Annotated in this window: 26 protein-coding genes; 10 read left to right on the forward strand and 16 right to left on the reverse strand. The window is 69.6% G+C overall.

Translation table 11 applies throughout. The features are described from left to right. Positions 1 to 87: 87 nt before the first annotated feature. Positions 88 to 633, forward strand: a complete 546-nt coding sequence (locus tag ACFSVL_RS04950) for a DinB family protein (RefSeq protein ID WP_378300895.1) — start codon at positions 88 to 90, stop codon at positions 631 to 633. Here ACFSVL_RS04950 and ACFSVL_RS04955 read toward each other — a convergent pair. Then, complete coding sequence (locus ACFSVL_RS04955; RefSeq protein WP_378300897.1) at positions 566 to 1,207, reverse strand: rhomboid family intramembrane serine protease; 642 nt, start codon at positions 1,205 to 1,207, stop codon at positions 566 to 568. The genes ACFSVL_RS04950 and ACFSVL_RS04955 overlap by 68 nt on opposite strands. Before the next feature lie 129 nt (positions 1,208 to 1,336). Between ACFSVL_RS04955 and ACFSVL_RS04960 the strand changes: the two genes are divergently transcribed. Next, entirely contained in the window at positions 1,337 to 2,782 is a 1,446-nt protein-coding gene (locus tag ACFSVL_RS04960) for an aldehyde dehydrogenase family protein (protein WP_378300899.1), read from the forward strand. A gap of 5 nt (positions 2,783 to 2,787) precedes the next feature. Beyond that, complete coding sequence (locus ACFSVL_RS04965) at positions 2,788 to 3,249, forward strand: GNAT family N-acetyltransferase (RefSeq protein ID WP_378300901.1); 462 nt, start codon at positions 2,788 to 2,790, stop codon at positions 3,247 to 3,249. On the opposite strand, the gene ACFSVL_RS04970 is transcribed toward ACFSVL_RS04965, so the two are convergent. After that, positions 3,227 to 4,690: an FAD-binding oxidoreductase gene (locus ACFSVL_RS04970; RefSeq protein WP_378300903.1), complete on the reverse strand. Its 1,464-nt coding sequence runs from the start codon at positions 4,688 to 4,690 to the stop codon at positions 3,227 to 3,229. The genes ACFSVL_RS04965 and ACFSVL_RS04970 overlap by 23 nt on opposite strands. Then, entirely contained in the window at positions 4,687 to 5,331 is a 645-nt protein-coding gene (locus tag ACFSVL_RS04975; protein ID WP_378300905.1) for a TetR/AcrR family transcriptional regulator C-terminal domain-containing protein, read from the reverse strand. Before ACFSVL_RS04975 ends, ACFSVL_RS04970 begins: the two co-directional genes overlap by 4 nt. Before the next feature lie 74 nt (positions 5,332 to 5,405). On the opposite strand from ACFSVL_RS04975, the gene ACFSVL_RS04980 reads away from it, so the two are divergent. Next, positions 5,406 to 5,852, forward strand: coding sequence for an ester cyclase (locus ACFSVL_RS04980; RefSeq protein WP_378300907.1), 447 nt, complete (start codon positions 5,406 to 5,408; stop codon positions 5,850 to 5,852). Positions 5,853 to 5,854: 2 nt separating this feature from the next. Here ACFSVL_RS04980 and ACFSVL_RS04985 read toward each other — a convergent pair whose 3' ends face one another. The 3 genes from ACFSVL_RS04985 to ACFSVL_RS04995 form a co-directional block, all read right to left on the reverse strand. Further along, entirely contained in the window at positions 5,855 to 6,544 is a 690-nt protein-coding gene (locus ACFSVL_RS04985; RefSeq protein ID WP_378300909.1) for a maleylpyruvate isomerase family mycothiol-dependent enzyme, read from the reverse strand. 13 nt (positions 6,545 to 6,557) lie between these two features. Beyond that, on the reverse strand, positions 6,558 to 8,264 hold the full coding sequence (locus ACFSVL_RS04990) for a GMC family oxidoreductase N-terminal domain-containing protein (RefSeq protein ID WP_378300911.1): 1,707 nt from the start codon (positions 8,262 to 8,264) through the stop codon (positions 6,558 to 6,560). Between the two features lie 141 nt (positions 8,265 to 8,405). Continuing rightward, positions 8,406 to 9,545, reverse strand: coding sequence for a GuaB3 family IMP dehydrogenase-related protein (locus tag ACFSVL_RS04995; protein WP_378300913.1), 1,140 nt, complete (start codon positions 9,543 to 9,545; stop codon positions 8,406 to 8,408). 171 nt (positions 9,546 to 9,716) lie between these two features. Between ACFSVL_RS04995 and ACFSVL_RS05000 the strand changes: the two genes are divergently transcribed. Then, a complete protein-coding gene (locus ACFSVL_RS05000; protein ID WP_378300915.1) occupies positions 9,717 to 10,952 on the forward strand; it encodes an MFS transporter in 1,236 nt (411 codons plus the stop codon). Here ACFSVL_RS05000 and ACFSVL_RS05005 read toward each other — a convergent pair. Both ACFSVL_RS05005 and guaB read right to left on the reverse strand, forming a co-directional pair. Further along, positions 10,904 to 11,329, reverse strand: coding sequence for a DUF3574 domain-containing protein (locus ACFSVL_RS05005; protein ID WP_378300917.1), 426 nt, complete (start codon positions 11,327 to 11,329; stop codon positions 10,904 to 10,906). The genes ACFSVL_RS05000 and ACFSVL_RS05005 overlap by 49 nt on opposite strands. A 70-nt stretch (positions 11,330 to 11,399) precedes the next feature. After that, complete coding sequence (guaB, locus tag ACFSVL_RS05010) at positions 11,400 to 12,911, reverse strand: IMP dehydrogenase (RefSeq protein WP_378300918.1); 1,512 nt, start codon at positions 12,909 to 12,911, stop codon at positions 11,400 to 11,402. Positions 12,912 to 13,050: 139 nt separating this feature from the next. Between guaB and ACFSVL_RS05015 the strand changes: the two genes are divergently transcribed. Beyond that, positions 13,051 to 13,446 (forward strand): DUF5319 domain-containing protein, encoded by a 396-nt coding sequence (locus ACFSVL_RS05015; protein WP_009072430.1) that lies wholly within the window; start codon positions 13,051 to 13,053, stop codon positions 13,444 to 13,446. A 129-nt stretch (positions 13,447 to 13,575) separates the two neighbouring features. Here the strand turns inward: ACFSVL_RS05015 and ACFSVL_RS05020 are convergent, their stop codons facing one another. From ACFSVL_RS05020 to ACFSVL_RS05035, 4 genes are all read right to left on the reverse strand, one after another. After that, positions 13,576 to 13,869: a hypothetical protein gene (locus tag ACFSVL_RS05020; RefSeq protein ID WP_378300920.1), complete on the reverse strand. Its 294-nt coding sequence runs from the start codon at positions 13,867 to 13,869 to the stop codon at positions 13,576 to 13,578. 75 nt (positions 13,870 to 13,944) lie between these two features. After that, positions 13,945 to 14,889, reverse strand: coding sequence for an anti-sigma-D factor RsdA (locus tag ACFSVL_RS05025; RefSeq protein WP_378300922.1), 945 nt, complete (start codon positions 14,887 to 14,889; stop codon positions 13,945 to 13,947). Then, complete coding sequence (locus ACFSVL_RS05030; protein ID WP_009072423.1) at positions 14,890 to 15,462, reverse strand: sigma-70 family RNA polymerase sigma factor; 573 nt, start codon at positions 15,460 to 15,462, stop codon at positions 14,890 to 14,892. A 322-nt stretch (positions 15,463 to 15,784) separates the two neighbouring features. Then, complete coding sequence (locus tag ACFSVL_RS05035) at positions 15,785 to 16,381, reverse strand: response regulator transcription factor (protein ID WP_020662719.1); 597 nt, start codon at positions 16,379 to 16,381, stop codon at positions 15,785 to 15,787. A gap of 308 nt (positions 16,382 to 16,689) precedes the next feature. On the opposite strand from ACFSVL_RS05035, the gene ACFSVL_RS05040 reads away from it, so the two are divergent. Continuing rightward, on the forward strand, positions 16,690 to 17,001 hold the full coding sequence (locus ACFSVL_RS05040; protein WP_378302031.1) for a hypothetical protein: 312 nt from the start codon (positions 16,690 to 16,692) through the stop codon (positions 16,999 to 17,001). 672 nt (positions 17,002 to 17,673) lie between these two features. Here ACFSVL_RS05040 and ACFSVL_RS05050 read toward each other — a convergent pair. Next, positions 17,674 to 18,579, reverse strand: coding sequence for a MerR family transcriptional regulator (locus tag ACFSVL_RS05050; RefSeq protein ID WP_378300924.1), 906 nt, complete (start codon positions 18,577 to 18,579; stop codon positions 17,674 to 17,676). Positions 18,580 to 18,826: 247 nt separating this feature from the next. Here ACFSVL_RS05050 and ACFSVL_RS05055 point away from each other — a divergent pair, with 247 nt between their 5' ends. Then, positions 18,827 to 19,129 (forward strand): WhiB family transcriptional regulator, encoded by a 303-nt coding sequence (locus ACFSVL_RS05055; protein WP_037816439.1) that lies wholly within the window; start codon positions 18,827 to 18,829, stop codon positions 19,127 to 19,129. Positions 19,130 to 19,135: 6 nt separating this feature from the next. On the opposite strand, the gene ACFSVL_RS05060 is transcribed toward ACFSVL_RS05055, so the two are convergent. Further along, positions 19,136 to 19,777, reverse strand: coding sequence for a TetR/AcrR family transcriptional regulator (locus ACFSVL_RS05060; protein ID WP_378300926.1), 642 nt, complete (start codon positions 19,775 to 19,777; stop codon positions 19,136 to 19,138). 94 nt (positions 19,778 to 19,871) lie between these two features. On the opposite strand from ACFSVL_RS05060, the gene ACFSVL_RS05065 reads away from it, so the two are divergent. Beyond that, a complete protein-coding gene (locus ACFSVL_RS05065) occupies positions 19,872 to 20,612 on the forward strand; it encodes an SDR family NAD(P)-dependent oxidoreductase (protein ID WP_378300928.1) in 741 nt (246 codons plus the stop codon). A gap of 722 nt (positions 20,613 to 21,334) precedes the next feature. On the opposite strand, the gene groL is transcribed toward ACFSVL_RS05065, so the two are convergent. Beyond that, entirely contained in the window at positions 21,335 to 22,948 is a 1,614-nt protein-coding gene (groL, locus tag ACFSVL_RS05070) for a chaperonin GroEL (protein ID WP_378300930.1), read from the reverse strand. 98 nt (positions 22,949 to 23,046) lie between these two features. Next, positions 23,047 to 23,340: a co-chaperone GroES gene (gene groES / locus ACFSVL_RS05075; protein WP_009072407.1), complete on the reverse strand. Its 294-nt coding sequence runs from the start codon at positions 23,338 to 23,340 to the stop codon at positions 23,047 to 23,049. A gap of 347 nt (positions 23,341 to 23,687) precedes the next feature. On the opposite strand from groES, the gene ACFSVL_RS05080 reads away from it, so the two are divergent. After that, complete coding sequence (locus ACFSVL_RS05080; protein ID WP_378300931.1) at positions 23,688 to 25,610, forward strand: N-acetylmuramoyl-L-alanine amidase; 1,923 nt, start codon at positions 23,688 to 23,690, stop codon at positions 25,608 to 25,610. Positions 25,611 to 25,629 lie beyond the last annotated feature (19 nt).

Raw genomic sequence — 25,629 nt, forward strand, 5'->3', positions numbered from 1 at the left:
ACCATCGTCCCAGGTGGGCCCCGTCACGTCGGCAATGCCCCCGTAATGAGGACAGCCGTCGTCCGCGAACCGGCTTACCGTGCCCGCATGACCAACGACTGGACCAACGAACTGACCGAACAGCTCGACTGGCACTGGCAGCACCACGTGCGCCCGAAGCTGGACGGGCTCACCGACGACGAGTACTTCTGGCAGCCGGTCGCGGACTGCTGGACCGTGCACCCGCGCACGAGCGAGAGCGATCCGGGCACCGGCGACTTCACCATCGACTTCTCGTTCCCGGAACCGACCCCGCCGCCGGTGACCACCATCGCGTGGCGGCTGGGCCACATCATCCCGGGCGTGCTGGGCATGCGCTCCGCGTCGCACTTCGGCGGGCCGCCGGTGTCCTATCAGGACTTCCCGTACGCGGGCACTGCCGACGAAGCGCTGAAGCAGCTCGACGACGCGTACGCGACCTGGATCGCCGGCGTACGCAGCCTCGACGCCGAAGCGTTGGCTCGCCCGTGCGGTCCGGCTGAAGGGCCGTACGCGGAGCTGTCGATGGCCGCGCTGGTCTTGCACATCAACCGAGAGATGATCCATCACTGCGCGGAGATCCTGCTGCTGCGCGACCTTTACCGAAACCGGTGACCAGCAACCCCAGCACCATCCCGAGCAGTGCGGGCAGGCCGTGGTTGTCGTGCAGCACTGTGTCGAGCACGGCCAGCGGAGCGATCAGCAACGCCGCCCGGTACAGCCCCGGAGGCGCCCCATCGGCACGCAGCACGACCACGGCGAGCACGCCAAGCAGCCCGGCGACGCACATCGAGTTCCCCGCCCCCACCGGGTTCAGCCAGACGTAGCTCAGGAACTGCCCGAACAGCCCGCACCCGAAGTACACGATGAACCAGGACATCCGGCCGAGGCACCATTCCGCGAACGTGCCCACCGCGGCCAGGGCGACCAGGTTGAAAATCCCACCGAAAAGCTTGCCGTCCTGGAAGAACATCCCGGTGAGCAGCCGCCACCACTCGCCGGCGTCGATCGCGGTGGCGTCGCGCTTGAAGCGGTCGAAGAGGGACGGGTCCGCCAGCTGGGCGATGAGCACGGCTGCGGTCACGAGGAACACCGCGCCGGTCAGCACCGGACGGCGCGGTGTTCCGACGCGCGCGAAGAAGGCTCCGACCGGCGTGGCGGACCAGCGAGAAGCAACCGAGTTGGTCATGGGCTGACGATATGACGGACGCGCGCCGGACACCCCCGATAAATGTCATCTCGGGGCCAGGACAGGTGCCACAAAAGAAGGACCGAGTCCGGCGTGCCGGGCCCGGAGCCGCCTAATACCTTGATGCGCATGGACACGATCACCCCACAGCCGCGGGCCGCGTGGATCGCCGGTCAGGCTGAGCAGGGCGCGAGCACCCTCGTGGTGCACCACCCGTTCGACGGCAGCGAAGTGGCGACGGTCGCGGTGCCCGGCGCCGACCAGGTCGAACGGGCGGTGGCCGCGGCGGCCGCGGTCGCGAAGGAGTTCCGGCGGACTCCCGCGCACCAGCGTGCGGCCGCGCTGGAGCACGTTTCGCGCGGGCTCGCGATGCGCGCCGAGGAACTCGCCGAGGTGATCACGGCCGAGAACGGCAAGCCGTTGAAGTGGGCCGAGGCCGAGGTCAAGCGCGCGGTGTCGGTGTTCCGCATCGCCGCCGAAGAGGCGCGCCGGTTCAGCGGCGACATGCAGCGGCTCGACGCCGACCCGTCCGGCGACGCCCGGCTCGCGCTGACCCGCCGGGTGCCGCGCGGGCCGGTGCTCGGGATCGCGCCGTTCAACTTCCCGCTGAATCTGGTGGCGCACAAGGTCGCACCCGCGCTCGCGGTCGGCGCGCCGATCATCATCAAGCCCGCGCCGCGGACGCCGCTGTCCTCGCTCGTGCTCGGCGAACTGCTCGCCGAAACCGACCTGCCGGAAGGCGCGTTTTCCGTGCTGCCGCTGGGAAACGAGGAGACGCAGGCGCTGGTCGCCGACCCTCGGCTGCCGGTGGTGTCGTTCACCGGATCGGGCCCGGTCGGCTGGTCGATCGCGGACGCGGCGGCGCGCAAGCACGTGGTGCTCGAACTGGGCGGCAACGCGGCGGCGGTCGTATTGCGGGACTGGCCGGACGTCGAGGGTGCCGCGCAGCGGATCGCGACGTTCGGGAACTACCAGGCCGGACAGTCGTGCATCGCGGTGCAGCGGGTGATCGTGGACGCGGCGATCGCGGACGAGTTCGTGCCCGCGCTGACCGAGGCCGTCGAGGCGCAGCAGACCGGCGACCCGTACGACCGCAACACCGACGTCGGCCCGGTCGTCGACGAGGCGGCCGCGGAACGGATCGTCGCGTGGGTCGAGGAGGCCGTGGCCGGTGGCGCGCGGCTGCTGACCGGCGGAACCCGTTCTGGCGCAACGGTTGCGCCGACCCTGCTGACCGACGTGCCAGCGGACGCCAAGGCCTGGTCGGAGGAAATCTTCGGGCCGGTGCTCGCCGTATCCATTGTGGACGGTGTGGACGAGGCTTTCGCTTCGGTGAACGCGTCCGCGTATGGGCTGCAGGCCGGGGTGTTCACCAGCGATGTGCAGCTGGCGTTCCATGCGTCGGCGGAGCTGGAAGTGGGCGGCGTGATCATCGGCGACGTGCCGTCGTATCGCGCGGATCAGATGCCGTACGGCGGGGTAAAGGGTTCCGGTGTCGGCCGGGAGGGCGTGCTGTCGGCGATGCACGATCTGACCGAGGAGCGGGTGACGGTCTTCACCGGAGTAGACCTCTGACCACAGTGGACCTTCGGCGGGCAACGGCCGCCGACGCACGCAACGTCGCCGACGTGTGGCTGCGGTCGTTTACCGCCGCGCTGCCGTCGGTGCGCCGCGCGCACGATGACGACGAAGTCCGCTGGTGGTTCGCGAATGTCGTGCTGCCGCAGCAGGAAACCTGGGTCGCGGTCGCCGAATCCACTGTGGCCGGTCTTTTGGTGCTCGACGGCGCGGAGTTGGCGCAGCTCTACCTCGACCCGCCGTGGCGCGGACGGGGAATCGGCGATCAGCTGGTGGGCTTGGCCAAACAGCTCCGTCCAGACGGCCTGACTCTGTGGACGTTTCAGGTCAACGAGTCAGCGCAACGGTTTTACCGCCGCCACGGCTTCGTCGCCGTCGAATACACCGATGGGCAGCGGAATGAAGAAGGCGAGCCAGACGTGCGTTACGTCTGGCCCCTCCTCACGCAGACTGAGCGAACTTGAAAACCCCGTTGGGATCGTATTTTTTCGCCACCTGGTCCAGCCGGGCCGCGTTGTCGCCGTAATAGGCTGACTTCCAGTCCGGCAGATCCGGGTCGATGTAGTTCACGTAGCCGCCACGCGCGCCCGCATCCGCCAGCCCTGAGACCACAGAGGACACTGACTTGCGCGCGTTCTCCTGGCTGCTCGCGGTGGCCGGTGCGTAGACCTGGATGCTCGCCAGCGCTTTCCGGTGCGGGAAGGCCGTCGCGGTCGGCGCGAGTTCGCCCACCGCGCCGCCGAGACCGTCGATGAGCAGGTCCATTCCCTTGTGCCCGGACGCGAGATCCGCGACCTTCCCTCCGTCCACCGGATCGGTGATGATCCGCGACGATGCCACAAACGTCTGCCGTTCCGAACTTCCGGAGAAATAGTTCATCGCCCCGCCGTAGCCGAGGGTTTTCATCGTGCGGCTGGACGGCGTCACGGACAATCCGCTGAGCGCCGACGTCAGGCCCGACTGGCTGCCGACAAACGCCCCGCCGATCCGGCAAGCCCCGCTCGAACCGCCGGAAACCACGCAATTGGACCACAATTCGGGCGGCGCACCCGGCAGCCAGCGCTGCCACGCGTCGACCACGTCGCTCGCCGAACCGGACGGGAACTTCAGCGAAAACACCGTGATAGTCGGCGCTTCCACGGTGGAGAAGGTGAACGACGTGACCACGCCGAAGTTTCCGCCCCCGCCGCCGCGAAGCGCCCAGAACAGGTCGTCGTCGGATTGCGCGCTCACCGTACGCAGCTTGCCGTCCGGCGTAACGATCTGCGCGGACTGCAGCCGGTCGCAGGTCAAACCGTATTTGCGGGTCAATACGCCGATACCGCCGCCGAGTGCGAGCCCGGCGATGCCGACCGTCGGACACGAACCCGCGGGCAGGCAACGGCCCGCTTTCGCCAGCTCCGAATAGACGTCGCCGAGTTTCGCGCCCGCGCCGATCACGACCTGGTCGCCCTGGACGTCCACCCCGGCCATGCCGCCGACGTCGATCACCAATCCGCCATCCGGAGCCGAGTACCCGGCATAACTGTGCCCACCGCTGCGCGCGGCCAGCGGGAGCCGTCCGCCAGCAGCTTCAACGCACGCCTGCACGTCCTCCGGTTTCGCGCATTTCGCGACCGCAGCCGGGTTATGCCCGTCGAAAAGCGGATTGAACGCCCGCTTCGCGGTGGCGAATCCGCTGTCGCCGGACACCACGAGGTCCCCGGAGAGCTTGGCACGCAACGCGTTCCAGTCCGGCGGCCCGGACGGCTTCGAGCTGGTGCTCGGCGGTACAGACGCTCTCGACGTCGGGCTGGTCTGCGGCACCGGCGGCCCTGGTTTCGTCGTGCACGCGGCGGCCACCGCGCCGACCGCCGTCAGCCCGGCGGCGCGCAAGAACGTCCTTCTCCCCAGTGTCATGTTCATTCAGACGCCTCAGACCGCGGGTCGGTTGCGAAGAGTCCGGCCAGTAATGCCCGAAGGGCGAATTCGAACCGCTCGCCGTGCCGGGCCCCGTCCCGCAGCGCTTGCGCGAGCAGCGGAAAGCGGTCCGCGTCCAGGCGTTCCAGACTGTCCACATCGGACTGAGTGCCGGGTGTCCGGCCAGCCTCGGCGAGCGTGTGGCCGAGGACGAAAGTCATCACGGCGTTCACCATGTCGAGTCCGCGCGCCGGCGGCAACTCAAGCAGCCGCAATGCGGTTTCGATCACCTGCAGCGAGTCCGGGCTGACCGCGGGGCGGGTCGCGGCGAGCGGCAGCACGCCCGGATGCGCGAGCAGCTGCTCCCTGTACGCCCGTGCCACCCGGCCCAGCCACTGCTGCCCGCGCTCGCCCGGCTCCGGCTCGATCCCGGCCAGCGCCGAGACGAGCCGGTCGATGAGCGCGTCGAACAGCGCTTCCTTGTTCGGGACGTAGTGGTAGAGCGTCATCGCCTCCACGCCGAGTTCCGCGCCGAGCTTGCGCATCGACAGCGCGGCGACGCCGTGCTCGTCCGCGAACGCGAGCGCGGCGTCCACGACCCGCTCCCTGGTCAGCCCGGCGCGCGGCCGGGCCCTCCGATCGGCCACCGGTCCCCCTTGACGTTTCTTACGCCGTAAGGTACCACTACAGTCGTCTCTTACAGCGTAAGAATCGAGGAACCATGACTGACCCCAAGACCGTCCTGCGCCGTTTCGTCTCGATCGTCAACAGCCACGACCTCAGCGAGCTGGACACCGTGGTGGCCGAAGACGTGACCGAGGCGGGCCCGGTCGTGGTCGACGCGCCGACCGGCGGGCTGGCCGCCTTCCGCGCCGGCTGGACGCAGATGCTGACCGCGTTCCCGGACCTGCGCGTCGACCTCGATTCCGTGCTCGCCGAAGGCGATCGGGCCGCCGCCACGGTGACGCTCACCGCCACCAACACCGGCTACTACCGCAGAGGCTTCGCGACCGGCAAAAGCGGAACGTGGCGCGGTTTCCTCCTGGCGCGGGTGACCGGCGGCCGGATCTGCGACCTCGACATCCAGACCGACCGGCTCGCCCTCCTGCAGCAGCTGGGCATCGTCGGCGACGACGACGAACTCGCCGCCGCCCGGCAGTCCGGCTGAGGTCAGATCAGCGGCACCATCTCCGGCACCGGCCCGGAAAGCGCGGAGCTGTCGCCGCGACCGGTGAGCCAGGCCAGCACCGCGCCCGGCGTGCCGGTGACCAGCTCGCCGCCGTCTCCGAGGGTCCAGGTGCGCACGCCGTCGGTGATGCGGAACGAAGGCAGCGGACGCGGGCACATCCGGATCAGGGTGGCGACTACCGCGTCGAGATGCTCGCCGAGCAATGAGGTGGCGCTGTCGAAATCGTGGCCGGCGTCGAGGTCGGCGAGGTGAATCGTGGTCTCGGACAGCCGCAACGTGAGCACGTCCGCGCCGGTCATCTCGCCGCCGTGCCGGTGCCGCACCCGTGCCGACCACACCTCGTCCGGCAGCCGCGCGGCGTGGTCGGTCATCCGCTTCCCGGACGCAGCCAGGTCGGCCACGATCTCCGCCGGAGCACGACCGGCACCGGCGTCGATCTCGTCGTCACGGGCGTTGCCGGGGCCGTACATCGACTGTTCGACCCCGGTTTCGGCCCAGGTCAGCAGGTTGCCGAGGGCGTCGGCGTTGCGCGCCAGATGGGTCAGCAGATGCGCGCGCGTCCAGCCGGGCAACGCGCTCGGCTCGCCGAACGCCGCCTCCGGCATCGCCTTGGCGACCCGTGTCCATTCGTCGTGCAGTTCCCGGATTCGCTCCAGCGCCGTAGTGGTCACTGGGCGAGCTTAATCAGCGGCGCAACGCCGCGGGAGCGTTCGCCGGAACCGCCGGGTTCTTCGGCGCGACCGGCTCCAGCCGCGCGTACCCGTTGCTCTGCTCCGGCCGCTGGTCGTCCTCGCCCTTGTTGGGCCAGAACGAGAACGCCCGCTCCGCCTGCGCGGCGATCGTGAGCGACGGGTTCACCCCGAGGTTCGCGGTGATCGCCGAACCGTCCACAACGGACAATCCGGGATAGCCGTACACCCGGTGGTACGGGTCGATGACACCGCTGTCGGCGCTGTCGCCGATCGGCACGCCGCCGATGAAATGCGCGGTGAGCGGGATGTCGAACACCTCGCCCCAGGTGCCGCCGGGCATGCCGCCGATCCGTTCCGCGGTCAGGACGTTCGCCTCGTGCCCGGCCGGGATGAAGCTCGGGTTCGGTTCGCCGTGGCCCTGTTTCGACGTGTACTTCCGCCGTCCGAACAGGCCGCGCCGGGTGTAGGTGGTGATGGAGTTGTCGAGGCTCTGCATCACCAGCAGGATCACCGTGCGCTCGCTCCACCGGTACGCGTTCAGCAGTTTCGCCGACTGCACCGGGTGCTTGACCAGGAACGTGACCGCCTGCCGCCAGCGCGGAACGCTCGAAGACCCGTCGGTGGCCACGGTTTGCAGCAGGCTCATCGCGTTGCTGCCCTTGCCGTAGCGCACCGGTTCGATGTGCGTGTTCTCGTCCGGATGGATCGACGAGGTAATCGCGACGCCGCGGCTGAAGTCCCGGTTTTCGTCCACAGTGGTCCGGGCCGCGCCGATAATCGCCTCGGAATTCGTCCGCGTCAATTCCCCGAGCCGCTGCGACAATTTAGGCAGCGCGGCCGTGTCCTTCATGCGGTGCAACAGGTTCTGCGTACCCCAGGTGCCGGCGGCGAACACCACCTGCGTCGCCGTGACCGTGGTCCGGAAGCGCCGCGAACGCGTGCCGGTCTTCTGCAGCGTGATCGCGTAACCGTTGCTGCGCGGGCTCACCGACGTCACCGTGGTGAGCGGAATGACCTTCGCGCCGTCTTTCTCCGCGAGGTACAAATAGTTCTTCACCAGCGTGTTTTTCGCGCCGACCCGACATCCGGTCATGCACGAACCGCATTCGGTACAGCCGACCCGATCCGGTCCGGCACCCCCGAAGAACGGGTCCTTCACGGTCTCGCCGGGCTTGCCGAAATACACCCCGACCGGCGTGGCGTGGAACGAATCCTCGACGCCCATCTTCTTCGCGACGTCCCGCATCACCACGTCGGACGGCGTGATCGTCGGGTTCGTGACGACACCGAGCATGCGGCTGGCCTGGTCGTAGTGCGGCGCGAGTTCGCTTTCCCAGTCGGTGATGTGCGCCCACTGCCGGTCTTGGTAGAACGGCTTGAGCGGCCGGTACAGCGTGTTCGCGTACACCAGCGAACCGCCGCCGACGCCAGCGCCGGCCAGCACCATCACGTCGTTGAGCATGTGGATGCGCTGGATGCCGTAGCAGCCGAGCTGCGGGGCCCAGAGGTAGCGCTTGAGGTCCCAGGACGTCTTGGCGAACTCGTCGTCGGCGAAGCGCCTGCCCGCCTCGACCACCGCGACGCGGTAGCCCTTCTCGGTCAGCCGCAACGCCGCGACGCTGCCGCCGAACCCGGATCCGACCACGAGGACGTCGTAGTCGGGTTCTTGCCGCGCGGTGGTGGTGTTACTGGCAGTCACAGATAAGAGGGTAACCCCCAGGCACCCGCCAGACCAGAGGTAAGTTACTGACGGGTTACATCACCTGGGCAAAGTCCGTGAGGGGAACCCTGAGGGAATCAGAGTCCTTCAGGGTTCCCCTCACGGACAGCCGAGCGCAGGTCAGCCGCGGACGGTCAGGCCCACGCGCTGGAACTCCTTCAGGTCCGAGTACCCCGTCTTAGCCATCGCGCGGCGCAGCGCACCGAACAGGTTCACCACGCCCTCCGCGTCCGAGGACGGGCCGAACAGCAGCGTCTTCAGGTCCACCGCGTAGTCCGAGTCCGGGCCGGCGACCACGCGCGAGCGCGGCAGCGACGGGTGCGCGGCCGCGGCCGTCCAGTACAGGCCCTGGCCCGGGGCGTCCGACGCGGTCGCCAGCGGGGCGCCGAGCATCACCGCGTCCGCGCCGCAGGCGATCGCCTTCGCGATGTCGCCGGACGTCGTGATGCCGCCGTCGGCGAGGACGTGCACGTAGCGGCCGCCGGTCTCGTCCAGGTAGTCGCGGCGGGCGGCGGCCGCGTCCACGATCGCCGTCGCCATCGGGGTGCCGATGCCGAGCACGCGGTCGGTGCTGGTGACGCCCTCGGTGTAACCGTGGCCGACGATGACGCCCGCCGCGCCGGTGCGCATCAGGTGCATGGCCGTGCGGTAGTCGCTTACGCCGCCCGCGATCACCGGCACGTCGAGACGGCCGATGAACTCCTTGAGGTTGAGCGGTTCCGCGTCGCGCTGCACGTGCTCGGCGGAGATGATCGTGCCCTGCACGACCAGGATCTCGACGCCCGCGGCGATCAGGTCCGGCGTCAGCTCGGCGGCGTGCTGCGGGCTGACCCGCGCGGCGACCGTCACGCCGGATTCGCGGACCGTCTTGATCGCCTCGGTCAGCAGGTCGAGCCGGATCGGCGCGGAGTGCAGCTCCTGCAGCTCGCGCACGACCGCGGCCGGGTCCTCGCTGTCCTCGGCCGCGCGGACGAGCCGGAAGATCGCTTCTTCGACGTTCGCGTGCCGGGCCCACAGCCCTTCGGCGTTGAGCACGCCGAGGCCGCCAAGCTCGCCGACCGCCACCGCGGTCCCCGGCGACACGATCGCGTCCGTCGGGTGAGTGACCAGCGGCAGGTCGAACCGGTACGCGTCGATCTGCCAGGCAGTGGACACCACTGACGAGGACCGCGTCCGCCGCGACGGCACGATCTCCACGTCATCGAGGTCATACGCCCGCCGCGCGGTGCGGCCCATGCCGATCTCGACCAGATCCCGCACGTGATGTCCCTTCTCGCGCCTGACGCCTTCGCGGTCCATTGTCGCGAGTCGGCACGGGTGACCTGCGCGCGGGGGACCGTTGCCGTGGCGACAACCACCGGTTGTGCGCGCGGTTGTTTGCCACCGGCGGCACCGGATGGTTGGCTCCCCCGCTGGACGAGGGGGACGGATTTGGCGCTGGGCAAGGACTTTCACCGGCTCTGGCTGGCGTACGCGGTCAGCATCGCGGGCACCTACTTCGCTCTCGACGCCTTCTCGATCATCGCGGTACGGGTGCTGCACAGCAGTGCCGCGCAGGTGTCGTTGCTGGCCGGAGCCGGGCTCGCGGTGGGTTCGCTGGCCGCGCTCCCGCTCGGCCCGTGGGTGGAATTCCGGCGGAAACGGCCAGTGCTGATCGCGATGGACCTGGTCCGGTTCGCCGCCCTGCTCACGCTGCTGCCCGCGTACCTGCTGGACGTGCTGACCTTCGCCCAGCTCGTGACGGTGTCGGTGATCGTGGCAGCGGCGAACATCGCGTTCACCTCGGCGAGCGGGGCGTATCTGAAATCACTCGCCGCTGGTCCAGACCTGCTCACCGCCAACGGCCGGTTCGAGACCACGCTGTGGACCGCGACCGCGCTCGGCCCACCGGCGGGCGGCGCGGCGATCGGGTTCTTCGGCCCGCTCGCCACAGTGATTCTCGACGCGTTCAGCTACCTGTTGTCCGCGTTCTCGCTCTCGACGATCCGCACCCGCGAGCCCAAACCAGCCCGCCCTGCCGCCTTCCGATCCGCCGACCTCGTCGAGGGCTGGCGCTACGTCTTCCGGCACGCCCGGCTCCGGAAGCTGTTCGTCAGCTCCTGCCTGGTCAACGGCCTGATCATGGCCACCTCACCACTGCTGGCGGTGCTGCTGCTCGGCGAACTCGGGCTGCCGACCTGGCAGTACGGGCTCGCGTTCGGCGTCCCGTGCCTCGGCGGCTTGATCGGCTCCCGGCTCGCCCGCCAGCTGGTGCCGCGCTACGGCCGGGTCCGCCTGCTGCCGATCCTCGGCGCGGTCCGGACGTGCTGGGTCGTGCTGCTGGCGTTCGTGCCGACCGGGATCGGCGGGCTGTTCTGGGTAATGGCGGTGGAGTTCGGCCTGATCGTCTCCGCAGCGGCGTACAGCACCGTCCTCGCGACGTACCGGCTCGAAGAGACTGAAGACGGGTACGTGAGCCGGATGTTGTCCGCGTGGCGGATCAGCAACGGCGCCAGCACCGCCGGCCTGACCCTCCTCTGGGGCCTGGTCGCGACCTGGCTGGGAACGCGCGGCGCACTCGGGCTCGCGGGCGCGCTGATGCTGGCGACGCCGTTGCTGCTGCTCGGATGGAACCGCGCTCAGAACGAGACGCGCGCGGTGGAATCGGTCCGCAGCACGGATTCCTGATCGAACAGGTGCTTGTAGTCGGTGCGGATCTCCTCGAGGTCGGCGTTCGCGTGCTGGTTCGTCGGCGGGTACAGCACGACGAGCACGATCGAACGCTCCTTGGTGATCGCGCCGCTGCCGGAGCGCCACTGACCGGTGGCCGCGAACTGGGTGAAGCCGTCCGGGAAGCGCGGCGTGATGTCCTTCGCCGAGAAGTCCGCGAACTCCTTGTCGGTCACCTCGCCGCCGTTGGGCTTCGAGGTGCCGAAGTACAGCTCAGTGCGTTTCCACAGCGAGCTGTCCGGCGAAGCCGTCGTAGCCGCGGAAGCAGCCGTGACCCCTCCCCCGAGCACCATCGCGGTAGCCGCCGTCAGCACGAACCTCCGGGAAAACCGCATTCGCCCGCTCCCCTCGCCGTCACCTGGAGATCCAGTGTGGCGGGAAGGGGACGCGGGCGAACAGGGTCGATCAGCGGGTCGTGTAGTTCGGGGCCTCGACCGTCATCGTGATGTCGTGCGGGTGGCTTTCCTTCAGCCCGGCCGCGGTGATCCGGACCAGCTGCGCCTCCTGCATCGCCGCGACGGTCTCCGCGCCCGCGTAGCCCATGCCCGCGCGCAGGCCGCCGACGAGCTGGTGGACCACGTTCGACAGCGGGCCGCGGAACGGGATCCGGCCCTCGATGCCTTCCGGCACCAGCTTGTCCTCGTTGAGCACGTCGTCCTGGGCGTAACGGTCCTTGGAGTACGACTTCGCCTCGCCGCGCGACTGCATGGCGCCCAGCGAGCCCATGCCGCGGTAGACCTTGAACTGCTTGCCGTTCACCAGGATCAGGTCGCCCGGCGATTCGGCGGTGCCGGCCAGCAGGCTGCCGAGCATGACCGAGGACGCGCCCGCCGCGATGGCCTTCGCGATGTCGCCGGAGTACTGGATGCCGCCGTCGCCGATCACCGGGACGCCCGCCGGACGGCAGGCCTGGTCGGCCTCGTAGATCGCGGAAATCTGCGGCACGCCCACCCCCGCGACGATCCGCGTGGTGCAGATCGAACCCGGGCCGACGCCGACCTTCACACCGTCCACGCCCGCGTCCACCAGGGCCTGCGCCCCGGCCCGCGTGGCCACGTTGCCGCCCACGATGTCGACGGTGTCGCCCAGTTCCTTCTTCAGCAGCCGCACCGTGTCCACGACCGCGCGCGAGTGGCCGTGCGCCGTGTCGACCATCAGCACGTCCACGCCGGCCTCGGCCAGCGCCATCGCGCGCTTGTGCCCGTCCGGGCCGACGCCGACCGCGGCGCCGACGATGAGCCGGCCGTCCGGGTCCTTCGACGCACGCGGGTACTGCTCGGTCTTCACGAAGTCCTTGACCGTGATCAGGCCGCGCAGCTTGCCCGCGCCGTCGACGATCGGCAGCTTCTCGATCTTGTGCCTGCGCAGCAGCCCGAGCGCGGCCTCCGCAGTGACGCCGACCTGAGCGGTCACCAGCGGCGGCTTCGTCATGACCTCGCTCACCAGGCGCGTGTGGTCGACCTCGAACCGCATGTCGCGGTTGGTGATGATGCCCACGAGCGCGCCGGAGGCGTCGGTGACCGGGACGCCGGAGATCCGGAACCGCGCGCACAGGGCGTCGACCTCGGCGAGGGTGTCGTCCGGGGCGCAGGTGACCGGGTCGGTGACCATGCCCGCCTCGGACCGCTTCACCACCTCGACCGCCGCCGCCTGCTCCTCGATCGGCAGGTTGCGCTGCAGCACGCCGATCCCGCCCTGGCGGGCCATCGCGATCGCCATCCGCGCCTCGGTGACCGTGTCCATGGCGGCGGAGACCAGCGGAACGTTGAGCTTGATGTTGCGGGTGAGCTGCGTGCTCGTGTCCACCGCGCTGGGCACCACGTCCGATTCCGCGGGCAGCAGCAGCACGTCGTCGAAGGTCAAGCCGAGCATCGCGAACTTGCTGGGCACTGCGGGGGTGATGCTTTCGCTGGTCATGAGGGGCGAAGGGCCTTCCTGGCGGGAGTGGGCTGGAGTCGCGGGCAGCGGTGCCTGGCGTGGGCCGAGGGTGGTCGGGCCTTCCCCTCATGATATCCGGGCCGGGGCCCTGGCCCGGGTGGGTGGCCCGCCGGGTAGCGTGCAGGCCGTGCCGCACGATGTGTTGCCCCCCGATCCGTTCGCGGACGACCCGGACGATCCGGCCCGGGCCATCCCCGACCCCGACGACCACCTGGAAGAGCCGATCAGCGCGGACGAGCGCACCGAGCTGCTGGCCGACCTGTCCGACCTCGCCGTGTACCAGGCTCTGCTGGAGCCTCGCGGGGTTCGCGGCATCGTGGTCGACTGCGGTGAGTGCGACGAACCCCACTATCACGACTGGACTCTGCTGCGCGCGAGCCTGGAGCAGCTGCTGTCCGACGGCCGGATGCGCCCGCACGAGCCGGCTTTCGACCCGAACCCGACCGACTACGTGAGCTGGGACTACTGCCGCGGTTTCGCGGACGGGGTCACCGCGAACGAGAGCGCGTACTGACCGTTCGGTCCTGAACAGCCTTGAAAAGAAGGTCCTGGTGAGCTTGGCCACCAGGACCTTCTTCATGTGCGCCGACCAGGTTGTCCACAGGGGTTGTCCACAGCTGTGTCGACTTGTGGACAACCGTCGTCAACGGCGGTACTTCATGCTCTCGGCCTGGGCGATCATCGCGCGTTCGGTCAGGTTCGGCCACGGCGGACGGTGCACCATCGCCAGCGTCGCGAACGCCGCCGCCACGAAACCGGTGCACACGCCGATCAGCGCGATCCGGCCCTCGTCGACCGCGGGCGTCCACGTGACGCCGTCCGCGGTGATCGTGTACAGCCCGACCGCGCGCCCCGGCCCGCCGCGACGGCCTTGCCGGGTGACCGTGATCAGCACCGTGCCGTGGGTCGTCTCGTAGGGCTCTCCGAAAACCAGCACCGCACCTCTCCCGTTGACTCTCGCCGCAAACGAAGAAGGTCCCGGCACTGTCCGTGCCGGGACCTTCTGGGAAACCTATGAGCCGCTGGTGTTCGGTGCCTGCGCGCCCTGCGACGACTCGTTGCGCGGGCTGCTGCCGGTGCCTGGATCGTTCGGCGTGGCGCTCGGCGAGGGCGGCGGCGAACTCGGCGTGGACGTCACCGGCGGAAGCGGCGTGACCGACGTGACCGGCGGCGGGTTCGTGTGACCGCCCCCGGTGCCCGGCAGCGACGTCGACTGGCCGGGCGGCTGCGCAGCGCTGCTGACCGGGTCGTGCGGCTGTGAAGCGGCGGGCGGCGGCGACGGCTTCTGATCCGCGGGCGGGGCCGTCGGCTGGCCGAGCTGCGCGGCCAGTTCGCGGTGCTGCTGCAGGAGCTGGTTGCGGTTGTCCTGGTCGGTGACCTGGTTGAGCGCGGCCTGCGCGTCGGCGAGCGCGCGCCGGGCGTCCGCGAGCCGGTTGTCGGCCAGTGCCAGATTCGCCTTCTCCAGGTCGAGCTTCGCCGCGGCGGCGGCCTCGACCGAGCGGGCGTGATCGGCGTACAGGACCTTCGTGAGGCCCCAGAGCGTGTCTCCGGGCTGGGCGTCGCGCGCCGCGAGGCCGGTGCCGGTGAAGGCGATGGCCGCGGCGGCGCAGGCGGCGGCCACCGGGACGAGATAGCGGCGGCGACGGCCGCGGCTTTGGTATTTGCGCGCCAGCGTCGCGGTCTTCACCGTGGTGACCGCGGTGTCGACGTCGACCAGCTCGGCGAGCGGCTCGCTGTCGATGTCGCGGCGCCACGCGAGCAACAGCGCGTTCAGTTCCTGGTCTCCGAGCCCGTCGGCAACGGCCGGATCAGTCCCGCCGAGCGCGTCGAGCAGCGCGTCGTCGGCTTGGATCGCGGTGAGGTCCCCGTCGGCTTCCGCCTCGTACCCGGTCAGTCCGCTCGCTTGCGCGGAAGGCGACAGGTCTCTGTCTCTGTCCCGGTCTTCGCGATCAGTCACTCAGATCACCTCCTCGGCGGCGAGCACCTTGCGCAGCCGGGCGAGTGCCCGGTGCTGAGCGACGCGGACCGCGCCGGGCGTCGATCCGACGGCTTCCGCCGTCTCCTCCGCCGACAGCCCCACCACGACGCGCAGGACGACGATTTCCCGCTGTTTGTCCGGCAGCACCTGCAGCAACTGCGCCATCCGCTCGTTCAGCTCACCCTGCAGAGCGCGTTGTTCCGGACCGACGCCGCCCTCGATCTCGTCGGGGATCTCGGCGACCGGCTCCGCCCGGTTGCGAGCCGCGGCGCGGTGCGCGTCGGCGACCTTGTGCTGGGCGATGCCGTAGACGAACGCCAGGAACGGGCGGCCCTGGTCACGGTACGAAGGCAAGGCCGTAAGCACCGCGAGACACACCTCCTGCGCAACGTCGTCTGCCGAAGCGAACGAACGCTCCTGCCTGCCAACCCTGGCACGGCAATACCGCACCACAAGGGGACGAATGGCCGCCAGCAACCGCTCCACTGCCTGAGGGTCTCCCTCGACAGCGGCGGCGACCGGCTCGTCCAGTCCATCCCCCACAGTGGCCATCGCAGACAACAGTCCCAGCGTTACGTGTAGGCGTGCAAAGAATCCGGCGCGTGGTCGTCCCCGTCCTGCGCCGGTCACAGCTACCGTACCGTCGGAGTCCTACCAGACAACCGCCAGAGGTGGTGACCGGCGCGCCGGGCGCGGCCGGGCGGCGATTGTCGCAGGCAGACGGGGTGCGGGGCAGTGCCGTCACGCGGTGGGGACGCGGGCGACGACAGGAGCGGGCCAGGACAACAGGTACGGGCCAGGGCTAGCGCGCCCTGGCCCGTTCGTCACCGCGGGAACCGGATCGGAAGTCCCGTATTGGCCTGCTCGTAGTCGGTCAGGACACGAGGCCGCGGCGGAAGCCGTGCGCGACGGCCTGCGCGCGGTCGCGGACGCCGAGCTTGCGGAACAACCGCCGCGCGTGCGTCTTGACCGTGTCCTCGGAGAGGTACAGCTCGCGGCCGATCTGGCCGTTGCTCTTGCCCTGGCTCATGCCGCGCAGCACCTGCAGCTCGCGCTCGGTGAGCTGCACGCCAGGGTCGGACGGCTGGCGCGGCGCGGGCACCGAGGTGCTGGCCAGCGTGTGCGCCAGCGCGGCGACCAGCTCGGGCCGCGAGGCGTCCCAGCGCAGGTAGCCGCGCGCTCCGCCGGCGATGGCGGCCGCGATGCTGCCCGCGTCGTCCGGGGCGCCGAAGACGATGACGTTCGCCTGGGGATTCGCGGAGACGAGCCGGCGGGTGGCCTCGACGCCCGTCGGGACCGCGCGTTGCGTCCCGACCAGCACGACGTCGACCGGCTGACGGGTGTACCGGGCCAGCAGCTCGTCACCGTGCGCTACGCAGTCGATGCGACTGACCCCAGGCACCGCGGACATCACACGGGTGAGCCCTTCGCGGACACTGCGTCGGTCGTCGCAGATCAAGACCGTCGTCACGGGGTTTCCTTCCTGCAGCCGGGTGACATTCCACTTCCCCTATCGGACGCTTTAGTCCGAACCTTGACACGATCCGGTGGCTTTTTTTGAAGTTTCTTAGCCCGGATGCCGGAACGCCCGTTCCCGCAGGCCTACCCGGGCCCGACGGGCACCCACGGTGATTCGTGTGCGACGCGCATCACGCAAGGATCCGCGTGCCGTAACACTGCGTGCAACACCTGACGGCTCCTGAATCGATACTCCTCGGCCCGGTCGGGTTCCAGGTCCGCGGCGACGCGCGTGGCCACCCAGGTAAGTGAATCGAGTTCATGTTTTTCGGCGTCGGCGAGGGCTGCGAGGACGAGTTCGCGCGCGCCTGGTTTTCCGGCGCCGAGCAGGGCGACGCCGAGGACGATGCCGGACTTGACGACGTGTCGCTGAGCGTGACGGGCGACGGCGGTCTCGTAGGCGAGGCGGGCCGGAGCGACGGCGGCTTCGGGCTGTCCGGCGGCGAGTTCGATCTCGGCACCGACCCAGCCGCCCCGGACGGTCGCCCGCCAGCGCCGGTCGGTTTGGGCAGCCCGGACGGCCAGGCGGCGAGCGGCGGAGATGCGGCCGAGGGCGAGGTTGTCGGCGGCTAGGCCGAGGAGGGCGTCGGCTCTTGCGCCCTGGAGGTCTAGGCCGTGGGGGTCTTCGCCGGGGGCAGTGGGGCTTGGGTTGGCGGGGCTTGCTGTGAGGCCTGCGGTGGGTGGGGTTGGTGCTTGTGGATCGGTGGCTGCTGGATTGGCGCTGGAAGGAGCCGAGCCAGCTCCGGTGCCAGCCGAACCTGAGCCACCGCCAAGCGAGCCCGAGCCAGCACCAGCCGCCCGCGAGCCCGAGCCCGCAGCAGTCGAATCCGCTCCAGCATCAACCCGGTCCGAGCGACCAGCGCCAGTTCCGCCCGAGCCAGCGGCCAAACCGCCGCCAGCCGTTCCCGAGCCTCCGCCAGCCGTCCCGGGCCTGCGCTCCCCCGGCCCGCGCAGTCCGACCGCCAGCAACGCCTCCCCATCCAGCTTCCGAGCCGCCACATGCCCGCCCAACTGCCGCCGATGCGACGCGAGCGTGCTCGCCGCCAGCGAAGCCATCAACGGATCCCGACCCCGCCGAAGCTGGTCGAGCAACTCCGCAGCCGCCGCGTATCGGCCGCGGGCACCCAGCACGATTGCCGCCAGGAGGCGTTGCCTTGGCGAGCCGTCGCGAGGTATTGGGTCCGCCGGCCCGGCGTACGAGCCGAACGCGAGGGCCGTCAGCGCTTCTTCGTCCACCAGACCTTTCTAGCGTGGAGCACCGACAAGAACGTGCTCCACGCGGTCCGCCGCCGCGGAAAGATCTGCCAGCAGTTCGACTTTCGGCGGCAGCAGCGCGGGATCCCAGCCGGGACCGCAGGCGAACAGCCGGGTCCGCTGCCGTCCGCGGGACACGCGTGCGAAGAGCCTCGGGTCCGCGGGCGCGCGATTCGCCCACAGCACCACCGCGGCCGGCGCGCTTCGTCGTACCGCTACCGCCAGTACCTCCTGCGGCAGCGCGATGCCGAAGAGCTGCGCGCCGATCCGCCGTCCCGCGAGAGCAGCCGCGAGCGCGTACACGGGCATGTTGTCCCGTTCCTCCGGCACGCACGCGAGAAGAACCGGCCGTTGGTTGCGAGGCTCGTTGAGAACCGGCGTCGCGCGCACCAACGCCGCGTACACGCACTCGGCGAGCAGGTACTCCACTTCCGCGCCCGCGTGCACGCCTCGCCACCGCGCGCCGAGCGCAGTGAGTACTGGGTCAATCACCCCGGACCACGCTTGAAGCACGCCTAGCTCGCCGATGGCGTCAACGAGCATGCGTTGCACCGCACCGACATCCATGGCCAACGCCGCCGTGCTCAGGCGACGCGCGAGTCGCGAAGGGACTTCGAGGTCGTCAGCCGCCGCCTTCGCTTCCATTGCGTCCGCGGGCTCCGCAGGCGCGGGCACGACGTCCGCGCGCGGCATTTGCTCCAGGGCGTACCGCGCGGCCTCCGCGGTTGAAGCTCCGCGAAGCAACGCGCGCTGCATCAGTTCGAGACGGCCGATGTCGGAGCTGCCGTAGCGGCGATGCCTGCCGTCGGTGTGCCGGCTGGGACCGAGACCGTAGCGCCGGTCCCAAGTACGCAGGGTGGACGGCGCGACACCGAGCCGGCGGGCGACCGAGGCCACCGGCAGGGTGGGTTCTCCATCGCTCGATCCGGATCCCACCCGGTCAATATCCAGGCCGTTCGCGGTCCCGGCAACCCGAGCCAAAAGCCCTGCTCACACATCTGGGGGATGCCTAACGGCTGAATCGCCGCCGATCTATTGAACAACTATTGGCGCGCTTCTAACGTTACCGCCGTTGCACCGAATGGAGTATCGGCACCACAGCAGAGCAGCTAATGGCATCGACCGGATGACGGAGGCGGTCAGGATGGCAGACACGCGCAGGCTCCCCGGCCCCAACGCAGACATGTGGGACTGGCAGCTGGAGGGGTCGTGCCGGGGGATGGACAGCGGATCCTTCTTCCACCCGGACGGAGAGCGGGGACCGGCGAGGGCGCGGCGCGAGGCCAGGGCCAAGGCGATCTGCCTGTCGTGCCCGGTGCTGGAGATGTGCCGCAAGCACGCGCTCGCCGTGCACGAGCCCTACGGCATCTGGGGCGGACTGTCCGAATCGGAACGAGACCACATCATCAAACAGGACAAACGCGCGCTGACCATGGCGCACATCTGACTTCCCTCACGGCGCGGAAGGGGCGATGTCCACAGTGGACGTCGCCCCTCCGCCGTTTTCGGGCCACAGCGAAAGAGCTAGATCGATCACGGCCATCAGCGAGGCAAGGCTGACGCCGTCCCGCGCCTGCATGGTCAGTCCATAAAAGACAGTCGCGTAAAGCTCGCCGAACGCGTCAATGTCCACAGTGGCCGCGAGGTCGCCTTCTTCCACGCCGCGGCGAAGGCGTGCGAAGAGCTGTCGTCGCACTTCGTCGCGCGAAGCAGCGAGAAACTCCCACACGGACGCATTGGCCGGCGTGCAGTTGGTAGCCGCGAGAACCACCATGCAGCCCTTGGGGTGGCCAGGTTCCACGTACGCGCAAGCGTTGTCGCGAAGCATCGCCTCGATCGCCGCGCGCGCTGTCGGCTCTTCGGTCAGCGCGCGCATCGTGTGCTGCCCATATGCGGATTGGTAGTGCGCAACCGCTTCGCGGAACAGCGCCTCCTTGTCCCCGAAGGCCGCGTACAGACTGGGCGGCTTGATCCCCATCGCCTCGGTCAGCTCCGCCAGCGACGCACCCTCGTAGCCGCGCTCCCAGAACACGAACATGGCCTGAGTGAGCGCGTGCTCGCGATCGAACGCACGCGGGCGGCCGCGGGGTGACATGGACCACCTTCTTTAGTGAGCGATACAGAAGTCTTGACCCAGCCCATCGTACGCGGCTATTTATTTAGTCATCACTACAGAAAGAGGTGGGGGCATGGGCACCCTGGACGGCAAGGTCGCACTGGTCACCGGCGGAAGCCGCGGGATCGGCGCGGGGATCGCACTCCGGCTGGCCGAGGACGGCGCGGACGTCGCGATCACGTACGAACGCGCCGCGGACCGGGCGGCGGAGGTGGTCGCGTCGATCGAGAAATTCGGCCGCCGCGGCCTCGCGCTGCGGGCCGACGCCGCGGACGCGGACGCCATGACCGGCGCGGTCGACCAGACCGCGGCCGAACTCGGCGGGCTGGACGTGCTGGTGAACAACGCCGGAGTGTTCCCGGCGGCGCCGATCGACGACCTGACGCCGGAGATGATCGACCGCACGCTGGCGATCCACGTCAAGGCACCGCTCGTGGCGGCCAGGGCGGCGGTGCGGCACATGAAACGAGGCGGGCGGATCGTGTCGATCGGCAGCGATCTGGCCGAACGCACGCCGTTCGTCGGGATGAGCCTGTACTCGGCGAGCAAGGCTGCACTGAACGGGATGGCCAAGGGACTGGCGCGGGACCTGGGGGCTCGCGGCATCACGGCGACGGTGGTCCACCCGGGTTCGACGGACACCGAGATGAACCCGGCGGACGGCCCGCATTCCGGGGACCAGCTGGCGCACATCGCGCTGGGCCACTACGGAAACATCTCGGACATCGCGGCGGCGGTGGCGTACCTGTCCGGCCCGGACGGCCGGTACCTGACGGGAACGTCGATCACGGTGGACGGCGGCTTCACGGCCTGACCGGGCCCAAATGCCAGGGACTTCAGGCGGCGTCATGGGTGCAGCTGAAGCGTGTCCGCCCAGGCGGAAGCGACTGGCGGACCGGGCTGGCTTGCTCCGGCCGCGCGGGCGGGCGGAGCTGGGTGTGTCGTCCGTGAGGGGCACCCTGAGGGAATCAGAGTCTGCGAGGGGAACCCTCACAGACTTGAATAAACAGGCACGCTGGCGTTAAACAGGCATATCGCCGACGTGAATGTCCTTTATGGAGGGTCAGCAGGCTGGGGCCGCCCGGCTCAAGTCCCCGGCATTGCGCCCCCACCCTCCACGGGGGGACGCCCCAGCCCAATTCTATCGGCCCCGCGACCCGGGACCCGGTCCTCGACCGCAGTTGTCCACAGCACCGCGGAGTTGTGGAGGCAGCCGCGGAACTGAGTTGTGGAAGCCAACACGAGGCGGAGTTGTGGAGGCCGTCGCGAAGCTGCGGAGGCCGCCGCAGAATGCGGAGGCAACCGCGAAGCTGCGGAAGCAGCCGCAGAATGCGGAGGCAACCGCGAAGCTGCGGAGGCAGCCGCAGAATGCGGAGGCAACCGCGAAGCTGCGGAAGCAGCCGCAGAATGCGGAGGCAGCCGCGAAGCTGCGGAGGCAGCCGCGGAGTGTGGAAGCGGCCGCGGAGTCGCAGAGGCCAAAACGAAACGGGGCGGCACTCCCCAAGGGAGTGCCGCCCCGCCCAAAAGCGAACCGCGTCAGTGCGAGTGTCCGTGGCCTGCGGCCTCGGGCTCCTCCTCGACCGGCTTCTCGACCACGGAGCTTTCCGTGGTGAGCACCAGCCGGGCGATGGACGCCGCGTTCGCGACGGCCGAGCGGGTCACCTTGACCGGGTCGACGATGCCGCCCGCGATCAGGTCGGTCAGCTCGCCGGTGGCCGCGTTGAAGCCCTGGCCCCAGCTCTGCTCCTGGACCTTGTTCACGATGACCGCGCCCTCGTGGCCCGCGTTCGTCGCGATCCAGTGCAGCGGCGCGGTGAGCGCGTCGCGGACGATGCGCACACCAGTCGCCTCGTCGCCGGTCAGGCCGAGGTCGCCCTCGAGCTCCTTGACCGCGTGCACCAGCGCCGAACCGCCGCCGGGCAGGATGCCCTCTTCGACGGCCGCCTTGGTCGAAGCCACGGCGTCCTCGATGCGGTGCTTGCGCTCGTTCAGCTCGGTCTCGGTGGCCGCGCCGACCTTGATCACGGCCACGCCGCCGCCGAGCTTCGCGAGCCGCTCCTGCAGCTTTTCGCGGTCCCAGTCGGAGTCGGTGGTCTCGATCTCCTTGCGGATCTGCGCGATCCGCCCGGCGATGTCGTCCTTGGTGCCGGCGCCGTCGACGATCGTCGTGTCGTCCTTGGTGACGACGACCCGGCGGGCCTTGCCCAGCGAGCTGAGGTCGACCTCGGACAGCTTGCGGCCGATCTCGGCGGAGATGACCTCGGCACCGGTCACGATGGCCAGGTCGTCCAGGAACGCCTTGCGGCGGTCGCCGAAGAACGGGGCCTTGACCGCGACCGCGGTGATCGTCTTGCGCAGCGAGTTCACCACGAGGGTGGACAGCGCCTCGCCGTCGACGTCCTCGGCGATGATGAGCAGCGGCTTCTTCGCCTCGACGACCTTCTCCAGCACCGGGAGCAGGTCGGCCAGCGCCGAGATCTTCTCGCGGTGCAGCAGGATGTAGGCGTCCTCGAGGGTCGCCTTCTGGTCCTCCGGGTTGGTCGCGAAGTGCGCCGACAGGAAGCCCTTGTCGAACTGGACGCCCTCGGTGATCACGAGGTCGGTCGCCAGCGTGGACGACTCCTCGATGGTGATCACGCCGTCCTCGCCCACGCGCTCGACGGCCTCGCCGAGCAGCGCGCCGATCGTCGCGTCACGCGAGGTGACGGTGCCGACCTGGGCGATGTTGTCGCGGCCCTTGACCGGGGTGGCCTTGGCCTTGAGGACCTCGATGACCTTCTCCGCGGCCGCCTCGATGCCCTTGCCGACCGCGGTCGGGTTGGCTCCGGCGGCGACGTTGCGCAGGCCGTGCTTCACCAGCGACTGGGCCAGCACCGTGGCGGTGGTGGTGCCATCGCCCGCGACGTCGTTGGTCTTGGTGGCGACGCTCTTGGCGAGCTGCGCGCCGAGGTTCTCGAACGGGTCCTCGAGTTCCACCTCGCGCGCGACGGTGACGCCGTCGAGGGTGATCGTCGGACCGCCGAACTTCTTGTCGAGGACGACGTGGCGACCGCGCGGGCCGAGGGTGACCTTGACCGCGTCGGCGAGCTTGTTCACCCCGCGCTCGAGCGCGCGACGAGCGTCCTCGTCGAAACTGATCTGCTTGGGCATAACGCTTTCCGCTTACCTTTCGGTTGTCGTGCGACGCAAAACGCCCCGCACCCCGGCATGAGCGGGGCCCGGGGCGTCCTTGCGCTGCGAGTGACGCGTCAGTTGATGACGGCCAGCACGTCGCGGGCGGAGAGGATCAGGTAGTCCTCGCCGTTGTACTTGACCTCGGTGCCGCCGTACTTGGAGTAGATGACGACGTCGCCGACAGCCACGTCCAGCGGAACGCGGTTGCCCTTGTCGTCGATGCGGCCCGGGCCAACGGCCAGAACCTTGCCCTCCTGGGGCTTCTCCTTGGCGGTGTCGGGGATGACGAGGCCGGAAGCGGTCGTCTCCTCGGCCTCGCTCGTCTGGACAACGATCTTGTCCTCGAGCGGCTTGATGTTCACGCTCACCGGGTTGACCTCCACGGTCGTCGAAAGCGTCGGCATGATGACTGGTTACGGCTCATACCACCCCCGCCGTCGCGGGTGCCGGGGCGTGTCCGGGCCGTTCATTTAGCACTCTAGCCACGTGAGTGCCAGCTTCGCAAGGAGGGTCCGTCACACCGGGCGAAACGGCAGGCGGAAGCCGCTGACCGGCCAGTTTGTTCCAGGCCCCGTGCGGACGCCCGGCACCGGGCGGCAGGCGCCCAGGGCACCGCCGCGTGCCCGATCGGTCCGCATCCGGTGGATAAAGCCCACCAAATCCCCCGGCTCCTGGTTGGATCCGCACAGACAGGCATCTCACTCCTGGAGTCCCTATGCCCCGCTCACTCCCGTGGCGCCTGGCCGCTGCCACCGCCGGGCTGCTGGCACTGGCCGCGATCTCGGTCGCCGTTCCCGCCTCCGCGCAGCCGGCCAACGAAGCCCGCCAGCGTGCCTTCGCCGACGCCGCCAGCGAATTCAACGTGCCGCTCGACGTCCTGCTCGGCGTTTCGTACCTGGAATCCCGCTGGGACACGCATTCCGGCGCGCCCAGCACCGCCGCCGGCTACGGCCCGATGCACCTCACCGACGTCCGCACCACCGGCCTGCGGACCAGCGAGTTCGACAATCCCGACGAAGACCCCCGCGGCGACGACTCGCGCCCGACGCTGCGGCTGAAGGCGCTTGAACCGCCGACTCCCCCGCCCGGCAGCCAGACCATCGACCAGGCGGCCGAGCTACTGCACACCGACGCCGCGAAGCTGCGTACGGACGCCGAAGCGAACATCCGAGGCGGCGCGGCGCTGCTCGCTGAGTACCAGCGACAGCTAGGCGTGAAGAGCGACAGCGCGAAGGACTGGTACGGAGCCGTCGCGCGATACAGCGGCTCCGAGGACGTCACGGGCGCGCGCACCTTCGCCGACGAGGTCTTCAACACCATCGACAGCGGCGTCGCACGTACGACCGACGACGGCCAAGCCGTCAAGCTCGCCGCGACGTCCGGCATCACCCCGGACCGCGCGCAGGCCGACCGCCTGGGCCTGCGCGCCGGGAAGCCGCCGGCCACCGAGTGCCCGAGGTCGTTGGCCTGCGAATCGGTGCCCGCGCCGTTCCAGAAGATCGGCACCAGCTACGGCAACTACGACAAGGCCGACCGCCCGCGCGACCAGAAGATCGACTACATCGTCATCCACGACACCGAGGGCAGCTGGGACTCGGTGATGAAGCAGGCCCAGACCCCGGGCCAGACCGCGTGGCACTACACGGTCCGTTCCTCGGACGGCAAGATCGCCCAGCACGTGCCGACCAAGGACGTCGGCTGGCACGCCGGGAACTGGTACGTGAACGAGAAATCCCTCGGTGTCGAGCACGAGGGCTTCGCCGCGCAGGGCACCTGGTTCACCGAGGCGATGTACCGCCAGTCCGCGAAGCTCGTGCGTTACCTCGCCCACCGCTTCGGCGTTCCGCTGGACCGCGCGCACATCCTCGGCCACGACAACGTGCCCGGCCCGAACGCGGACAAGATCAAGAGCATGCACTGGGATCCGGGCCCGTACTGGGACTGGGCGCACTACTTCGACCTGCTCGGCGCGCCGCTCGACCACGACGGCGCACCGGATTCCGGCCTGGTGATGATCGCGCCGGAGGTCTCCGCCAACCGCCCGGTGTTCACCGGCTGCGACAAGATCGGCTCCGGAAACCCTTGTCCGGAGCGGGGTTCGGGGTCCGTCGTGCTGCACACCGAGCCGAGCGAGTCCGCGCCGCTGCTGTCCGATGTGGGCATGCACGGGCCTAATCCGTCCACTATGGACGTCTCGGACATCGGCAGCCGAGCGGCCACCGGTCAGAAGTACGCCGTCGCGGACACCAAGGACGACTGGACCGCGATCTGGTATCTCGGCCAGAAGGGCTGGTTCCGGAACCCCGACGACGCGCCAACCGCGTATCCGGTCGACGGATTCGTCGCGACGCCCAAGGACGGCAAGGCGACCGTGCCGGTCTACGGAAGCGCGTACCCGGAGGCCGCGGCCTATCCGAAGGACGTTCCGGTGCAAGAACTGAAGCCGTTGCCTTACCAGCTCGGCGCAGGCCAGAAGTACTCGGTCGGCGGGCTGACCGGCTCGGAGTACTACTCAGCGTCCTTCGACGTCGCGACGAACAAGGTCGTGAAGGGCAAGGCGAAGTACGTGGAAATCCAGCTCGGCCACCGCGTGGCGTACGTCAGCCGCGACGACGTCGATCTCGAACCGGCGTCCTGACCTCAGCCTCGTGAGTGGC

Source organism: Amycolatopsis silviterrae (assembly GCF_042684085.1).
In the GTDB taxonomy this organism is placed as follows: domain Bacteria; phylum Actinomycetota; class Actinomycetes; order Mycobacteriales; family Pseudonocardiaceae; genus Amycolatopsis; species Amycolatopsis silviterrae.

What these genes read in the sequence shown, in the direction of transcription:
- ACFSVL_RS05060 (WP_378300926.1), bottom strand. Translation starts at nt 19,777, where the DNA reads ATGTCACCCCGCGGCCGCCCGCGTGCGTTCGATCGCGAGCACGCGCTC.
- guaB (WP_378300918.1), bottom strand. Translation starts at nt 12,911, where the DNA reads ATGACCAGCGAAAGCATCACCCCCGCAGTGCCCAGCAAGTTCGCGATG.
- ACFSVL_RS05080 (WP_378300931.1), top strand. Translation starts at nt 23,688, where the DNA reads ATGCCCCGCTCACTCCCGTGGCGCCTGGCCGCTGCCACCGCCGGGCTG.
- ACFSVL_RS04970 (WP_378300903.1), bottom strand. Translation starts at nt 4,690, where the DNA reads ATGAACATGACACTGGGGAGAAGGACGTTCTTGCGCGCCGCCGGGCTG.
- ACFSVL_RS04960 (WP_378300899.1), top strand. Translation starts at nt 1,337, where the DNA reads ATGGACACGATCACCCCACAGCCGCGGGCCGCGTGGATCGCCGGTCAG.
- ACFSVL_RS05065 (WP_378300928.1), top strand. Translation starts at nt 19,872, where the DNA reads ATGGGCACCCTGGACGGCAAGGTCGCACTGGTCACCGGCGGAAGCCGC.
- ACFSVL_RS04950 (WP_378300895.1), top strand. Translation starts at nt 88, where the DNA reads ATGACCAACGACTGGACCAACGAACTGACCGAACAGCTCGACTGGCAC.
- ACFSVL_RS04980 (WP_378300907.1), top strand. Translation starts at nt 5,406, where the DNA reads ATGACTGACCCCAAGACCGTCCTGCGCCGTTTCGTCTCGATCGTCAAC.
- ACFSVL_RS05055 (WP_037816439.1), top strand. Translation starts at nt 18,827, where the DNA reads ATGGCAGACACGCGCAGGCTCCCCGGCCCCAACGCAGACATGTGGGAC.
- ACFSVL_RS05040 (WP_378302031.1), top strand. Translation starts at nt 16,690, where the DNA reads ATGTTTTTCGGCGTCGGCGAGGGCTGCGAGGACGAGTTCGCGCGCGCC.
- groL (WP_378300930.1), bottom strand. Translation starts at nt 22,948, where the DNA reads ATGCCCAAGCAGATCAGTTTCGACGAGGACGCTCGTCGCGCGCTCGAG.
- ACFSVL_RS04955 (WP_378300897.1), bottom strand. Translation starts at nt 1,207, where the DNA reads ATGACCAACTCGGTTGCTTCTCGCTGGTCCGCCACGCCGGTCGGAGCC.
- ACFSVL_RS05005 (WP_378300917.1), bottom strand. Translation starts at nt 11,329, where the DNA reads ATGCGGTTTTCCCGGAGGTTCGTGCTGACGGCGGCTACCGCGATGGTG.
- ACFSVL_RS05030 (WP_009072423.1), bottom strand. Translation starts at nt 15,462, where the DNA reads ATGGCCACTGTGGGGGATGGACTGGACGAGCCGGTCGCCGCCGCTGTC.